The organism is Pseudomonas sp. LLC-1 (genome assembly GCF_002992185.1).
GTDB lineage: Bacteria > Pseudomonadota > Gammaproteobacteria > Pseudomonadales > Pseudomonadaceae > Aquipseudomonas > Aquipseudomonas monteilii.
Genome location: NZ_LUVY01000003.1, coordinates 1 through 13,616, shown reverse-complemented (window position 1 = coordinate 13,616; position 13,616 = coordinate 1). Strand labels below are relative to the sequence as shown.

The following is a 13,616-nucleotide window of genomic DNA, read 5'->3' as shown; positions in this document are numbered from 1 at the left end:
AAGCGACGGGGCGGGCAGAGGTGCAGCGAAAAGAATCGGGTAAGCAGGTGAAACACCGCACTTGTCGTTTTTTTTCGGTCTTCTCTACACAGCGCTGGTGGCGATTCCAGGCAATTCGGTAAACTGGCGAAAACCCCGTAGGACGGCCTCGCGTCCTGGAGAATTGCGTTGGTCAGGGCCGGCAAAGAGCCTGGTGCCGCTGGCCTGCCGCTTTTGGCGGCGTTCGCGACTATAGCAGCAATGATTAAGTGCTTCAATTCCATAAAAAATTGTTATGATCCCGCCATGACGACCAATACCCCTCCGACTTCCGGCGTTCAGCTGATCGAAGTCGCGCCGGAGCTTGCCGGCCAACGCATCGACAATTTCCTCATCACGGCCCTCAAGGGCGTGCCCAAAACCTTGGTCTACCGCATCCTGCGCAAGGGTGAAGTGCGGGTGAACAAGGGGCGGGTCAAGCCGGAGTACAAGATCCAGGCTGGCGACATCGTGCGGGTGCCGCCCGTCCGCCTGCCGGAGCGTGACGAGCCGGCGCCGGTGGCCCAGGGCCTGCTGCAGCGCCTTGAGGCCGCCATTGTCTACGAAGACAAGGCGCTGATCGTGATGAACAAACCGGCTGGCATTGCCGTGCACGGCGGCAGTGGCCTGAGCTTTGGTGTGATCGAGGCGCTGCGCCAACTGCGCCCGGACGCCAAGGAGCTGGAGCTGGTGCATCGCCTGGACCGCGACACATCCGGCCTGCTGATGATCGCCAAGAAGCGCAGCATGCTGCGCCACCTGCATGCCGCACTGCGCGGCGACGGTGTCGACAAGCGCTACATGGCGCTGGTGCGCGGCCACTGGCCCACCTCGAAGAAGCAGGTCAATGCGCCCTTGCTCAAGAGCAACCTGCGCTCCGGCGAGCGCATGGTCGAAGTGAACGAGGAGGGCAAGGAGGCGCTGACCCTGTTCCGCGTGCTGCGCCGCTTTGGCGAGTTCGCGACCATTGTCGAGGCGCGCCCGATCACCGGCCGCACCCACCAGATCCGCGTGCACACCTTGCATGCCGGGCACATGATTGCTGGCGACAGCAAGTACGGTGACGAAGACTTCAGTCGCGAGATCCGCGAGCTGGGTGGCAAGCGCCTGTTCCTGCACGCCTACGCGCTGACCGTGCCACTGCCGGACGGTGGTGAGCTCAAGCTTGAAGCGCCCGTGGATGAAGTGTGGGCGAAAACCGTTGAGCGTCTGAGTGCGTCCTGACCTATGAAAAAAGGCTATGAGCTACTGATCTTCGACTGGGACGGCACGCTGGCCGATTCCATCGGGCGCATCGTCGAGGCCATGAATGCCGCTGCCGATCGCGCCGGCGAGGCGCAAAGCAGTGACGAGGCGGTCAAGGGAATCATCGGCCTGGCCCTGGGCGAGGCCATTCATACCCTGTACCCGCACCTGGCGCCTGCGCAGGTCGAAACCTTCCGTCAGCACTATGCCGATATCTACATGGCGCTGGACCAGCAGCCTTCGCCGTTGTTCGACGGCGTTGTCGAGTCGCTGGACGCCTTCCGTGCCGAGGGTTACCGCCTGGCGGTGGCTACCGGCAAGGCGCGTCGCGGCCTGGACCGGGTGCTCAAGGCCAACGGTTGGGAGGCGTTCTTCGATATCACTCGCGCCGCCGACGAAACCCGTGGCAAGCCGCATCCTTTGATGCTTGAGGAAATCCTCGGCCATTGCGGCGTCGAACCCGGGCGTGCGCTGATGGTCGGAGATTCGGCGTTCGACCTGCAGATGGCCAGCAATGCCGGTATGCATTCGGTGGCGGTGGGCTATGGCGCCATGTCGCTGCAGGCGCTGGCCGAATTCGGCCCGCAGGTAAGCATCAATCACTTTTCCCAGTTGCGCGAGTGGCTGGCTGGTTCCGCAATTCCACTTCCAAGGTAGGTAAACATGGCAGACGAATGGAAAGCCCCCGAGGCCGAGCCCGAGGAGCGTGAAGAGCGCAAAAGCTGGAAGCTGCTGGAGAAGACCCTGCTGGCCAGCGTGCAGGAGCAGCGTCGGTCGCGGCGCTGGGGCATCTTCTTCAAGCTGCTGACCTTCGTCTACCTGTTCGGCATCCTGGCGTTGTTCACACCGCTCATGGACATGGACAAGGCCGCGTCGCGCAGTGTCAGCCATACCGCGCTGGTCGAGGTGCGCGGGGTGATTGCCGACCAGGAGGCCGCCAGTGCCGACAATATCGTCAAGAGCCTGCGCGAGGCGTTCAAGGACAGCAAGACCAAGGCTGTGGTAATGCGCATCAACAGCCCGGGTGGCAGTCCGGTGCAGGCGGGTTACGTGTATGACGAAATCCGCCGTTTGCGGGCCGAATACCCGGCCATCAAGCTGTATGCGGTCATTGCGGATCTTGGTGCTTCCGGTGCCTATTACATCGCCAGTGCGGCGGATGAAATCTATGCCGATAAAGCCAGTCTGGTCGGTTCAATTGGTGTGACGGCAGCCGGCTATGGTTTTGTCGGCACCATGGAGAAGCTGGGTGTGGAGCGGCGTTCTTACACGTCGGGTGAGCACAAGGCGTTTCTTGACCCGTTTTCACCGGAAAAGCCTGATGAAACCCGGTTCTGGCAGGGTGTGCTGGACACCACGCACAACCAGTTCATTGCCATGGTCAAGCAGGGCCGTGGCGAGCGTCTGAAGGACAAAGAGCATCCGGAGCTGTTCAGCGGCCTGATCTGGTCGGGTGAGCAGGCCAAGGCGCTGGGGTTGGTGGACGGGCTGGGCAGTGCCAGCTATGTGGCGCGTGAGGTCGTTGGTGAGAAAGAGTTGGTGGACTTCACTGTTCAGGAGTCGCCGTTCGACCGCTTCTCCAAGCGCGTAGGGGCCAGCGTGGCTGAGCACCTGGCGATGTGGATGGGGTTCCAGGGGCCGCAGTTGCGTTGATTCAGGCTGAAACCGCTGGGGGCGCTTTGCGCCCCCCGGAATCTCAAGGAATCACCACGCCTTCTTTGGTCAGCATGTCCACTAATCGGATCAGTGGCAGCCCGATCAGGCTGGTCGCATCGCAGCCGTGCGTACTCTGGAACAGGCTCACCCCCAATCCTTCTGCCTTGAAGCTCCCTGCGCAATCCAGCGGCTGTTCCGCCGCAACATAGCGCTCCACGCGCTCGCGGCTCAATTCGCGCATCGTCACGGTAAACGGCACGCAATCCACCTGGCATTGCCCGGTGGCGCTGTTCAGTAGTGCCAATCCGGTCAAAAAGCTCACCTGCTGCCCGCTGCACTCCAGTAATTGCTCGCAGGCCCGCTCGAAGGTGTGTGGTTTGCCCAGCACCTGTTCGCCCAGCACGGCCACCTGGTCCGAGCCGATAATCAGGTGCCCGGGGTGGCTGCCCGCCAGGGCCTCGGCCTTTTGCCTGGCCAGGCGGCGCACCAGCTCTACCGCCGGTTCATCAGCCAGGCGCTGCTCGTCTATATCGGGGCTTGCCCAGGTGAAGGGCAGGCGCAGGCGTGCGAGCAGTTCGCGGCGATAGGCAGAGCTGGAAGCCAGTAGCAAAGGAAGCATGGTAGACTCCTGAATCAGTTGAACAAATTCTATCACGCACGATGCCGCCTAATTTCCTTTGACAGGGGCGGGGGGCATCCCTATTATGCTGCGCCTATGTTGAATGACCCGATTCCACCTCACGTTGACCCGCGCAAATTAGCCGATCGTGGCGTAACCCTTAACGGTTCGCTGCAACTCGCTGATTTGGAAAGACTCTGCGACCCGCTTTCCGACAATGTCGGTACGGTGCAGGCGAAGTTCGATTTTGAACGAGATGAACAGCACGTGGTGGTTATCCACAGCGAGCTGGACGTCGAAGTCAAGATGGTTTGCCAGCGTTGTCTTGAGCTGGTCACCCTGCCGATCCACAGCGAATGTACTTACGCCGTGGTGAAGGAGGGTGCGAATACCCAGTCGTTGCCGAAAGGCTATGACGTGCTGGAACTGGGCGAAGATCCTTTGGATCTGCAGGCATTGATCGAGGAGGAGCTTCTGCTCGCCTTGCCAATCGTGCCTGCTCATCATCCGGAAGAATGCCAGCAGCCGGCGGGCGCAGACGAGCCCGAATCGAGCAAGGACGAGGTATCGCGGTCCAACCCGTTCAGTGTTTTGGCGCAGTTAAAGCGTGACCCAAACGTTTAGGAGTTAATCAATTATGGCTGTTCAGCAGAACAAAAAATCCCGCTCTGCCCGTGACATGCGCCGTTCGCACGACGCCCTGTCGGAAAACGCGCTGTCGGTAGAGAAAACCACCGGTGAAGTTCACCTGCGCCACCACGTTTCGCCAGAAGGCGTATACCGTGGTCGCAAAGTGGTCGACAAGGGCGCTGACGAGTAATCCTTGTCCGCTCAGATCATCGCGATCGACGCAATGGGCGGGGACTTCGGTCCCCGCAGCATTGTCCAGGCTAGCATTGCCTGCCTTTCTGCTACCCCCTCGCTGCACCTGACCCTCGTCGGTCAACCCTCCCTTCTGGAAGATCTTGTCAGCGGCCTTGCGGCTGCGGATCGCGCGCGCCTGCAGATTGTCGCCGCCAGTGAGGTGGTCGGCATGGATGAGCGGCCCTCCCAGGCATTGCGGGGCAAGCCGGATTCGTCGATGCGCATCGCCCTCGAACTGGTGCGTGACGGCAAGGCCCAGGCCTGCGTCAGTGCCGGTAATACCGGCGCGCTGATGGCGCTGTCCCGTTTCGTGCTCAAGACCTTGCCAGGTATCGACCGGCCCGCCATGGTGGCGGCGATTCCGACTCAGGCGGGTTACTGTCAGTTGCTCGACCTGGGTGCCAATGTCGATTGCAGTGCCGAAAACCTCTACCAGTTTGCCGTGATGGGGTCGGTGGCTGCTCAGGCTCTGGGTGTGCATCGCCCGCGGGTGGCGCTGCTGAACATCGGCACCGAGGACATCAAGGGCAATCAGCAGGTCAAGCTGGCTGCCAGCCTGTTGCAGAATGCCCGTGGGCTTAACTACGTGGGCTTTGTCGAGGGTGACGGGCTGTATCGTGGTGAGGCCGATGTGGTGGTGTGCGATGGGTTCGTCGGCAATATCCTGCTCAAGTCCAGCGAGGGGTTGGCGACGATGATCGCTGCGCGCATCGAGCAGTTGTTCAAGGGTGGCGTGTTGTCGCGGGCAGCCGGGGCGGTGGCCATGCCGCTGCTCAAGCGTCTGCAGGCCGACCTGGCGCCGGCGCGGCACAATGGTGCCAGTTTCCTGGGGTTGCAGGGCATTGTCATCAAGAGCCATGGCTCGGCGGGCGTGCAGGGCTTTCAGAGCGCCATCCAGCGGGCGTTGATCGAGATACAGGAAAACCTGCCGCAGCGCTTGCATGGGCGCCTCGAAGACCTGTTGCCTTAGGCATTTTGCCCATGAAGTGCTTAAATGTGACCGCTTGGTCTGTGTATCCATCCAAGTTTTCAGATTCCGCGCCTGGCCCAGGGCCTGGCGCACCCTATCCGACGACAAGATCATAAGGGCTTGTTCAATGTCTGCATCTCTCGCATTCGTCTTTCCCGGTCAAGGTTCCCAGTCGCTGGGCATGCTCGCCGAGCTCGGCGCCGAGAAGCCAGTGATCATCGAAACCTTCAAGGAAGCGTCCGAAGCACTGGGTTACGACCTGTGGAAGCTGGTCCAGGAAGGCCCTGAAGAGCAACTCAACCAGACCGACAAGACCCAGCCGGCCATCCTCACCGCGTCCATCGCGCTGTGGCGCCTGTGGCTGGAAGAGGGCGGCGCGCAGCCAGCCTTCGTTTCTGGCCACAGCCTGGGCGAATACAGCGCCCTGGTCGCTGCGGGCAGCATCACCCTGAAAGACGCTGTTCGCCTGGTCGAGCGCCGCGGTCAGCTGATGCAGGAGGCCGTACCGGCGGGGCATGGTGCCATGGCTGCCATCCTCGGCCTGGACGATGCTGTGGTCGTTGAAATCTGCGCCGAAGCCGCTGAAGACCAAGTGGTCAGCGCCGTCAACTTCAACTCGCCAGGCCAGGTGGTCATCGCTGGCAATAAAGCTGCCGTGGATCGCGCCATGGAGCTGTGCAAGGCCAAGGGCGCCAAGCGTGCCCTGCCGTTGGCGGTCAGCGTGCCGTCGCACTGTGCCCTGATGAAGCCGGCGGCCGAGCGCTTTGCCGAGTCGGTCAACGCCATCGAGTGGAAGGCCCCGCAAATTCCAGTGGTGCAGAACGTCACGGCTGCTGTTGCTGCCGACCTCGATGCACTCAAGCACGACCTGCTGGCGCAGCTGTACCAGCCTGTGCGTTGGGTGGAGTGTGTGCAGACCCTGGCTGCCAATGGTGCGGTCAACCTGGTCGAGTGTGGCCCGGGCAAGGTCCTGGCTGGCCTGAACAAGCGTTGCGCCGATGGCGTGACCACTTACAACCTCAACACCCCTGATGCCGTTGCCGCCACCCGCGCGGCACTGGCCTGATTTGGAGAAGCTTGCATGAGCCTGCAAGGTAAAGTTGCACTGGTCACCGGCGCCAGCCGTGGCATTGGCCAGGCCATCGCCCTCGAGCTGGGCCGCCAGGGCGCGACCGTGATCGGCACCGCCACTTCGGCGTCCGGCGCCGAGCGCATCGCTGCCACCCTGAAAGAGCACGGCATCACCGGTACCGGCATGGAGCTGAACGTGACCAGCGCCGAGTCGGTTGAAGCGGTACTGGCCGCCATCGGCGAGCAGTTCGGCGCACCGGCCATTTTGGTCAACAACGCCGGCATCACCCGCGACAACCTGATGCTGCGCATGAAAGACGACGAGTGGTTCGACGTGATCGACACCAACCTGAACAGCCTCTACCGTCTGTCCAAGGGCGTGCTGCGTGGCATGACCAAGGCACGTTGGGGCCGTATCATCAGCATCGGCTCGGTTGTGGGTGCCATGGGTAACGCCGGCCAGGCCAACTATGCGGCCGCCAAGGCTGGCCTGGAAGGCTTCAGCCGCGCCCTGGCGCGTGAAGTGGGCTCGCGTGGCATCACCGTCAACTCGGTGACCCCGGGCTTCATCGACACCGACATGACCCGCGAGCTGCCAGAAGCGCAGCGCGAAGCCCTGCAGACCCAGATTCCGCTGGGCCGCCTGGGCCAGGCCGACGAAATCGCCAAGGTGGTTTCGTTCCTGGCGTCCGACGGCGCTGGCTACGTGACCGGCGCTACCGTGCCGGTCAACGGCGGGATGTACATGTAACACTGCAACTCAATGTGACGGATTTCGTAAAAAAAGAGTCATACTGCGAGCCTAAAATCCGTTATAAAGCTGCAACCAGATTCCAGGCAGCGGGTGGGGTGGCTAGCTTGAAGGTGCGTTTCGCTTGAAAAGCGAACGTCTTTCTATAAAATTAGCCACCGGCCAGCTGCCTGACATATATCCATTAGGAGTAAACCTAGGTATGAGCAACATCGAAGAACGCGTCAAGAAAATCGTCGCCGAGCAACTGGGCGTCAAGGAAGAAGAAGTGACTCTCGAGAAGTCCTTCGTTGATGACCTGGGTGCCGATTCGCTTGACACCGTTGAGCTGGTGATGGCTCTGGAAGAGGAATTCGAGACCGAAATCCCTGACGAAGAAGCCGAGAAGATCACTACCGTTCAAGCTGCTGTAGACTACGTCAAAGCCCACCAGGCCTAAGACGCTTTAGTCGACGCTTCTTGTCGGGGAAAACCGCACTGCCTTCGCTGGCGTGCGGTTTTTTCTTTGCGAGCGCCCCGCATTTTCAAGGCTGCTTCGTTCACCGCGCACCAAGAGCCTGTTGCCATTCCATTCCTGCGCTTGAATGCAATGGCAAGAGACTCTGTTATTAGAAAAGGAGAGTACTGTGTCGCGTAGACGCGTCGTGGTCACCGGTATGGGTATGCTGTCGCCACTGGGTACCGATGTACCGAGCACCTGGCAGGGCATTCTGGCTGGCCGCAGTGGCATTGGTCCGATCGAACACACGGACCTGTCTGCCTACTCCACCCGTTTTGGCGGCTCGGTGAAAGGCTTCGAAGTCGAGCAATACCTGTCGGCCAAAGAGGCCCGCAAGCTCGACCTGTTCATCCAGTACGGCCTGGCGGCCGGTTTCCAGGCGGTGCGTAATGCCGGCCTGGAGGTCACCGACGCCAATCGCGAGCGTATTGGCGTGGCCATGGGCTCGGGTATCGGTGGCCTGACCAACATCGAAGAAACCAGCCGCACCCTGCACGACTCGGGGCCGCGCCGCATTTCGCCGTTCTTCGTACCGGGCTCGATCATCAACATGATCTCCGGGTTCCTGTCGATCCACCTGGGTCTGCAAGGGCCGAACTACGCCATTGCCACCGCCTGCACCACCGGCACCCATTGCATCGGCATGGCCGCACGCAATATCGCCTACGGTGAGGCCGACGTGATGATCGCCGGTGGCGCCGAAATGGCCGCTTGCGGCCTGGGCATGGGCGGTTTCGGTGCTTCGCGCGCGCTGTCCACCCGCAACGACGAGCCAAGCCGGGCCAGCCGTCCGTGGGACAAGGGCCGTGACGGCTTCGTGTTGTCCGACGGTGCCGGTGCCTTGGTGCTCGAAGAGCTGGAGCACGCCCAGGCGCGTGGTGCGACCATCTATGCCGAGCTGGTTGGCTTTGGCATGAGCGGCGACGCCTACCACATGACCTCGCCGCCCGACACTGGCGAAGGCGCTGCCCGTTGCATGGCCAACGCCCTGCGCGATGCCGGCATCAAGCCGGAAGAAGTCAGCTACATCAACGCCCACGGCACTTCGACCCCTGCGGGCGACGTGGCCGAAGTGGCTGCGATCAAGCGCGTGTTCGGTGAGCATGCCTACAAGCTGGCGGTCAGCTCGACCAAGTCGATGACCGGTCACCTGCTGGGTGCTGCCGGTGCGGTGGAGGCGATCTTCAGCGTGCTGGCCATCAACAGCCAGATGGCACCGCCCACCATCAACCTGGACGAGCCGGACGAAGGTTGCGACCTTGACTTTGTGCCGCACCAGGCGCGCAGCATGCCGATCGACGTGGTGTTGTCCAACTCGTTCGGCTTTGGCGGCACCAACGGCTCGCTGGTGTTCCGCCGGTTCGCCGGTTGATGCACAGCTGGATCGATGGCCAGCCGGCGGCTGCACTCAACCTGCAGAACCGTGGCCTGGCCTACGGCGATGGCCTGTTCGAGACCATTGCCGTGCGCGGCGGTCGCCCCAGCTTGCTGGACGGCCACCTCGCACGCCTGGCGCTGGGCTGCCAGCGCCTGGCGATCACCGCCGACCTGGCGCTGGTGCGCGACGAACTGCTTCGCTATGCCAGCCAGCTCGGTGAAGGCGTAGCCAAACTTATCCTCACCCGTGGCGACAGCCAGCGTGGCTATGCCCCGGTAGCCGGTGTCGCGCCGCGGCGCATCCTGCAGGGCAGCCCGTTGCCCGGCTATCCTCTTGAGCATGCCGAGCAAGGTGTGCGGTTGTTCCCGTGCCAGACCCGGCTTGGGGAACAACCGCTGCTGGCCGGGCTCAAACACCTCAACCGCCTGGAGCAGGTGCTGGCCCGTGCCGAATGGCAGGACAGCGAACACGCCGAAGGCCTGATGCGTGACGGGCAGGGCAGGGTAATCGAAGGGGTATACAGCAATCTGTTCCTGGTGCGCGACGGCGTGCTGTTTACCGCCGACCTCAGCCGTTGTGGTGTGGCCGGGGTGATGCGTGCGGCGTTGCTGGAGCAGGCCGTACTGCTGGGCATCCCGGCGCAGGTCTGTGACTTGCCGTTCGAGGCGCTGGAGCACGCAGATGAAGTATTTGTTTGCAATAGCGTTTACGGCATTTGGCCCGTGCGTGGCGTAGCCGCGCTAAACTGGTCGCCTGGCCCGCTCACCCGTAAACTGCAGGCCGTTGCCCGTACGTTACTGGAAACCTGAATTCGTGAGACGTAAATTCCTGCTGCTGCTGGAAATGGGCTTGATCCTCGCCGGCCTGGCGCTTGGCTGGTCGGCCTGGAAGGTCAACGCCGTCCTGGAGCAACCCTTGCACGTCACGCAGGAGCGCCTGCTCGATGTGCCCAATGGCACCACCCCCAACCGCATGTTCTATCGCATGCAGAGGGAAGGGTTGCTCGACGACGCCGTGTGGCTGCGCTTGTACTGGCGCTTCAACATGGCTGGCACCCCCCTGCACACCGGCGAGTACCGCCTTACCCCGGGCATGACCGTCGAGCAGCTGTTCGATGCCTGGCGACGTGCTGATGTGGTGCAGTACAACCTCACGCTGGTCGAAGGCTGGACCTTCCGCCAGGTACGCTCGGCCGTGGCCAAGCATGAAAAGATCAAGCACACCCTGGACGGCCTGTCGGACTCCGAGGTGATGGACAAGCTCGGCCATACCGGCGTGTTCCCGGAAGGGCGCTTCTTCCCGGACACCTACCGCTTCGTGCGCGGCATGAGCGATGTCGAGTTGCTGCAACAGGCCTACATGCGTCTGGACGAAGTGCTGGCCAAGGAATGGGCCGAGCGCACCACCGACCTGCCATACCGCGACCCTTACCAGGCGCTGATCATGGCTTCGCTGGTGGAAAAGGAAACCGGTATCCCCCAGGAACGTGGGCAGATAGCCGGCGTGTTCGTGCGGCGCCTGCGCCTGGGCATGATGCTGCAGACCGACCCGACGGTGATCTACGGCATGGGTGAGCGCTACAACGGCAAGATTACCCGCGCCGACCTGCGCGAACCGACGCCCTACAACACCTATACCATCACAGGGTTGCCGCCGACCCCGATTGCCATGGTCGGTCGCGAAGCGATTCATGCGGCGCTCAACCCGTCGAATGGTACCAGCCTGTACTTCGTCGCCCGTGGCGACGGTAGTCACGTGTTCTCCGACGACCTCGATGACCACAACTCGGCGGTGCGCGAGTTCCAGCTCAAGCGCCGTGCAGACTACCGCTCCAGCCCCGCCCCGCAGCAAGAGGTACAACCGGCTGCTGAAGACGCCCAGCCCGAGGTGCCTGCGGTGGATGAGCCGGCAGCGCAGCCGGCACCCGATGAGCCCCCTGTGCAGGACGCCCCTGCCGGTGGCGCGCAAGCGGCCGAACGGCCGACGCCTGACGAACAACATTAAGGACTGCCTGTGAGCGGCTTGTTTATTACGCTGGAAGGCCCCGAAGGCGCGGGCAAGAGCACCAATCGTGACTACCTGGCCGCGCGCTTGCGCGAGCAGGGCCTGGATGTGGTATTGACCCGGGAACCTGGCGGTACGCCCCTGGCCGAAAAAGTGCGCGAACTGTTGCTGGCTCCCAGCGATGAAACCATGGCAGCCGACACCGAGCTGCTGCTGGTATTTGCTGCGCGCGCCCAGCACCTGGCACAGGTCATTCGTCCGGCATTGGCCCGCGGGGCCGTCGTGTTGTGTGACCGCTTCACGGACGCCACCTATGCCTATCAAGGGGGTGGCCGTGGCTTGTCTGTCGAGCGTATCGCTGCCCTGGAGCAATTTGTACAGGGCGACCTGCGCCCAGACCTGACCCTGGTGTTCGACCTGCCGGTCGAGGTAGGCCTTGCCCGCGCCGCCGCCCGCGGTCGCCTGGACCGTTTCGAGCAGGAAGGCCAGGCCTTCTTCGAAGCCGTTCGCCAGGCGTATCTGCAGCGGGCCCGGCGCGAGCCGCAGCGCTACAGCCTGCTGGACGCCGCGCAATCCCTTGAGGCTGTGCAGCGGGCCATTGACGTGCTGCTGCCTGGCATCGTGGAGCGTTGCCGTGGCTGAGGCCTACCCTTGGCAGCAGGCCCTCTGGCAGCAGCTGGCCGGCCGAAGCCAACACGCCCATGCCTATCTGTTGCACGGGCCACAGGGTATCGGCAAGCGGGCCTTGGCAGAGCGCCTGATGGCCCGTCTGCTCTGTCAGCAGCCTCAAGGGCTGAACGCCTGCGGTGGGTGCAAGTCTTGCCTGCTGCTCAAGGCGGGCAGCCACCCGGACAACTTCGTCCTCGAACCTGAAGAGGCCGATAAGCCGATCAAGGTCGACCAGGTGCGCGAACTGGTAGCCTTCGTGGTGCAGACGGCCCAGCTGGGCGGGCGCAAGGTCGTCTTGATCGAGCCGGTGGAGGCGATGAACGTAAATGCCTCCAACGCACTGCTCAAAAGCCTTGAAGAGCCCTCTGGCAATACCGTGTTGCTGTTGGTCACGCACCAGCCTAGCCGCCTGCTGCCCACCATCAAGAGCCGCTGTCAGCAGGTCGCCTGCCCGCAGCCCGGCTTGGCCCAGAGCCAGGCGTGGCTGGCCGAAGCGTTGCCCGACAGTGACCAGGCCGAACGTGACGAGCTGCTGACGTTGGCGGCCGGTTCGCCATTGATGGCAGTCAGCCTGCAGGCGCAAGGCGTGCGTGAGCAGCGTGCGCTGGTTACCGACGGGGTGAAGAAGCTGCTCAAACAGCAGCAATCGCCCAGTCAGTTGGCCGATGCCTGGAACGGTGTACCGTTGTTGTTGCTGTTCGACTGGTTTTGCGATTGGTCGCACCTGATCCTGCGCTACCAGTTGACCCAGGACGAGGAAGGTTTAGGCTTGGCCGATATGCGCAAGGTGGTGCAATACCTGGCGCAGAAGAGCCGCCAGGCCAAGGTGCTGGAGGTGCAGGCATGGATCCTGGAGCAGCGCCAGAAGGTGCTGGGCAAGGCCAACCTCAACCGCGCCCTGTTGCTAGAGTCGCTGCTGGCTCACTGGCTGCAATTGCCGGGCGCCCGCTGATTTCCCATTTTTCATGTGTGCTGTTATCCCATGCTCGTAGATTCCCATTGCCACCTCGACCGTCTTGACCTGAGCGCCCATCAGGGCTCCCTCGATGCTGCCTTGCAGGCGGCGCGTGAACGTGGGGTGGGGCACTTCCTCTGTATCGGTGTCAGTCCCGAGAACGCCGGCGCGGTGAAAGCCCTGAGCGAGCAATACGCCGATGTTGATTGCTCGGTAGGTGTGCACCCGCTGGACCTGGCGCCGGGTGAAACCCCGGCGCTGGAGTGGCTGCTGCGCGAGCTGGCCCACCCGCATGTGGTGGCGATTGGCGAAACCGGGCTGGATTATCACTATGAGCCCGAAGCTGCCGAACTGCAGCAGGCTTCGTTCCGCCTGCACCTGGAAGCCTCGCGGCAGACTGGCAAGCCGGTGATCGTGCACACCCGGGCGGCACGCGCCGATACCCTGGCGTTGTTGCGCGAGGCCAACCTGCCGCAGGCTGGCGTGCTGCATTGCTTTACCGAAGACTGGGACATGGCCAGGGCGGCGCTGGATTTGGGGTATTACATTTCCCTGTCTGGCATCGTGACGTTCCGCAATGCCGAAGCCCTGCGTGAAGTGGCGCGGCAGGTGCCGGTCGATCGGCTGCTGGTGGAAACCGATTCGCCGTACCTGGCACCGATTCCGCACCGGGGCAAGCCGAATTTGCCGCAGTATGTGCGCGAGGTGGCGGAGTACGTGGCCTCGTTGCGGGGGGCCAGTTATGAGCAACTGGCGGAACAAACCACGGCGAACTTCAAACGGTTGTTTCCGTTGGCGCGGGTAGCTTGATAGCGTACGAGCCTGAGCGCTCTTGCTCTTGCTCTTGCTTCGGCTTTTGCTTCTAAGCGCGCAATCGTTCAGGCGCCGCCGATTGCGACTTCAGGAGGCCGAGCGTA

General features: G+C 62.7%; 16 protein-coding genes. 15 read left to right on the top strand and 1 reads right to left on the bottom strand.

Annotated elements, in window-relative coordinates:
* The first annotated feature begins 285 nt into the window (after positions 1 to 285).
* From rluC to A0O30_RS01625, 3 genes are read left to right on the top strand one after another with little or no spacing between them, the layout of a single operon-like run.
* Entirely contained in the window at positions 286 to 1,242 is a 957-nt protein-coding gene (gene rluC / locus A0O30_RS01635) for a 23S rRNA pseudouridine(955/2504/2580) synthase RluC (protein WP_025754829.1), read from the top strand.
* 3 nt (positions 1,243 to 1,245) lie between these two features.
* Positions 1,246 to 1,920, top strand: coding sequence for an HAD family hydrolase (locus A0O30_RS01630; RefSeq protein ID WP_105945359.1), 675 nt, complete (start codon positions 1,246 to 1,248; stop codon positions 1,918 to 1,920).
* A 6-nt stretch (positions 1,921 to 1,926) separates the two neighbouring features.
* Positions 1,927 to 2,916 carry a S49 family peptidase gene (locus A0O30_RS01625; RefSeq protein WP_105945358.1) on the top strand — a complete coding sequence of 330 codons (990 nt, stop codon included), beginning with the start codon at positions 1,927 to 1,929 and terminating at the stop codon, positions 2,914 to 2,916.
* Between the two features lie 43 nt (positions 2,917 to 2,959).
* On the opposite strand, the gene A0O30_RS01620 is transcribed toward A0O30_RS01625, so the two are convergent.
* Positions 2,960 to 3,538 (bottom strand): nucleoside triphosphate pyrophosphatase, encoded by a 579-nt coding sequence (locus A0O30_RS01620; protein WP_105945357.1) that lies wholly within the window; start codon positions 3,536 to 3,538, stop codon positions 2,960 to 2,962.
* A gap of 96 nt (positions 3,539 to 3,634) precedes the next feature.
* Here A0O30_RS01620 and A0O30_RS01615 point away from each other — a divergent pair, with 96 nt between their 5' ends.
* The 12 genes from A0O30_RS01615 (at position 3,635) to A0O30_RS01560 (ending at position 13,509) form a co-directional block, all read left to right on the top strand.
* The gene (locus A0O30_RS01615; RefSeq protein ID WP_012313431.1) at positions 3,635 to 4,162 is read left to right on the top strand and encodes a YceD family protein; all 528 of its coding nucleotides are present in this window, start codon (positions 3,635 to 3,637) and stop codon (positions 4,160 to 4,162) included.
* A 13-nt stretch (positions 4,163 to 4,175) separates the two neighbouring features.
* On the top strand, positions 4,176 to 4,358 hold the full coding sequence (gene rpmF / locus A0O30_RS01610) for a 50S ribosomal protein L32 (RefSeq protein ID WP_003247154.1): 183 nt from the start codon (positions 4,176 to 4,178) through the stop codon (positions 4,356 to 4,358).
* A gap of 3 nt (positions 4,359 to 4,361) precedes the next feature.
* Complete coding sequence (plsX, locus tag A0O30_RS01605) at positions 4,362 to 5,372, top strand: phosphate acyltransferase PlsX (protein ID WP_016715138.1); 1,011 nt, start codon at positions 4,362 to 4,364, stop codon at positions 5,370 to 5,372.
* A gap of 127 nt (positions 5,373 to 5,499) precedes the next feature.
* A complete protein-coding gene (gene fabD / locus A0O30_RS01600) occupies positions 5,500 to 6,438 on the top strand; it encodes an ACP S-malonyltransferase (RefSeq protein WP_016715139.1) in 939 nt (312 codons plus the stop codon).
* Between the two features lie 15 nt (positions 6,439 to 6,453).
* The gene (gene fabG / locus A0O30_RS01595; protein ID WP_016715140.1) at positions 6,454 to 7,194 is read left to right on the top strand and encodes a 3-oxoacyl-ACP reductase FabG; all 741 of its coding nucleotides are present in this window, start codon (positions 6,454 to 6,456) and stop codon (positions 7,192 to 7,194) included.
* A 202-nt stretch (positions 7,195 to 7,396) separates the two neighbouring features.
* Positions 7,397 to 7,633, top strand: a complete 237-nt coding sequence (acpP, locus tag A0O30_RS01590) for an acyl carrier protein (protein WP_016715141.1) — start codon at positions 7,397 to 7,399, stop codon at positions 7,631 to 7,633.
* A gap of 187 nt (positions 7,634 to 7,820) precedes the next feature.
* On the top strand, positions 7,821 to 9,065 hold the full coding sequence (fabF, locus tag A0O30_RS01585; protein ID WP_016715142.1) for a beta-ketoacyl-ACP synthase II: 1,245 nt from the start codon (positions 7,821 to 7,823) through the stop codon (positions 9,063 to 9,065).
* Positions 9,065 to 9,880 carry an aminodeoxychorismate lyase gene (gene pabC, locus A0O30_RS01580; protein ID WP_105945356.1) on the top strand — a complete coding sequence of 272 codons (816 nt, stop codon included), beginning with the start codon at positions 9,065 to 9,067 and terminating at the stop codon, positions 9,878 to 9,880. Before fabF ends, pabC begins: the two co-directional genes overlap by 1 nt.
* Before the next feature lie 4 nt (positions 9,881 to 9,884).
* Positions 9,885 to 11,075: an endolytic transglycosylase MltG gene (gene mltG, locus A0O30_RS01575; RefSeq protein WP_105945355.1), complete on the top strand. Its 1,191-nt coding sequence runs from the start codon at positions 9,885 to 9,887 to the stop codon at positions 11,073 to 11,075.
* Between the two features lie 9 nt (positions 11,076 to 11,084).
* Positions 11,085 to 11,717, top strand: a complete 633-nt coding sequence (gene tmk / locus A0O30_RS01570) for a dTMP kinase (RefSeq protein ID WP_105945354.1) — start codon at positions 11,085 to 11,087, stop codon at positions 11,715 to 11,717.
* On the top strand, positions 11,710 to 12,696 hold the full coding sequence (locus A0O30_RS01565) for a DNA polymerase III subunit delta' (protein ID WP_105945353.1): 987 nt from the start codon (positions 11,710 to 11,712) through the stop codon (positions 12,694 to 12,696). Before tmk ends, A0O30_RS01565 begins: the two co-directional genes overlap by 8 nt.
* Positions 12,697 to 12,726: 30 nt before the next feature.
* A complete protein-coding gene (locus A0O30_RS01560; RefSeq protein ID WP_105945352.1) occupies positions 12,727 to 13,509 on the top strand; it encodes a TatD family hydrolase in 783 nt (260 codons plus the stop codon).
* Positions 13,510 to 13,616: the final 107 nt, after the last annotated feature.

Excerpts from the sequence above, each read along its gene's own strand:
- rluC (WP_025754829.1), top strand. The coding sequence starts at position 286 with ATGACGACCAATACCCCTCCGACTTCCGGCGTTCAGCTGATCGAAGTC.
- A0O30_RS01630 (WP_105945359.1), top strand. The coding sequence starts at position 1,246 with ATGAAAAAAGGCTATGAGCTACTGATCTTCGACTGGGACGGCACGCTG.
- A0O30_RS01625 (WP_105945358.1), top strand. The coding sequence starts at position 1,927 with ATGGCAGACGAATGGAAAGCCCCCGAGGCCGAGCCCGAGGAGCGTGAA.
- A0O30_RS01620 (WP_105945357.1), bottom strand. The coding sequence starts at position 3,538 with ATGCTTCCTTTGCTACTGGCTTCCAGCTCTGCCTATCGCCGCGAACTG.
- A0O30_RS01615 (WP_012313431.1), top strand. The coding sequence starts at position 3,635 with ATGTTGAATGACCCGATTCCACCTCACGTTGACCCGCGCAAATTAGCC.
- rpmF (WP_003247154.1), top strand. The coding sequence starts at position 4,176 with ATGGCTGTTCAGCAGAACAAAAAATCCCGCTCTGCCCGTGACATGCGC.
- fabD (WP_016715139.1), top strand. The coding sequence starts at position 5,500 with ATGTCTGCATCTCTCGCATTCGTCTTTCCCGGTCAAGGTTCCCAGTCG.
- fabG (WP_016715140.1), top strand. The coding sequence starts at position 6,454 with ATGAGCCTGCAAGGTAAAGTTGCACTGGTCACCGGCGCCAGCCGTGGC.
- acpP (WP_016715141.1), top strand. The coding sequence starts at position 7,397 with ATGAGCAACATCGAAGAACGCGTCAAGAAAATCGTCGCCGAGCAACTG.
- pabC (WP_105945356.1), top strand. The coding sequence starts at position 9,065 with ATGCACAGCTGGATCGATGGCCAGCCGGCGGCTGCACTCAACCTGCAG.
- A0O30_RS01560 (WP_105945352.1), top strand. The coding sequence starts at position 12,727 with ATGCTCGTAGATTCCCATTGCCACCTCGACCGTCTTGACCTGAGCGCC.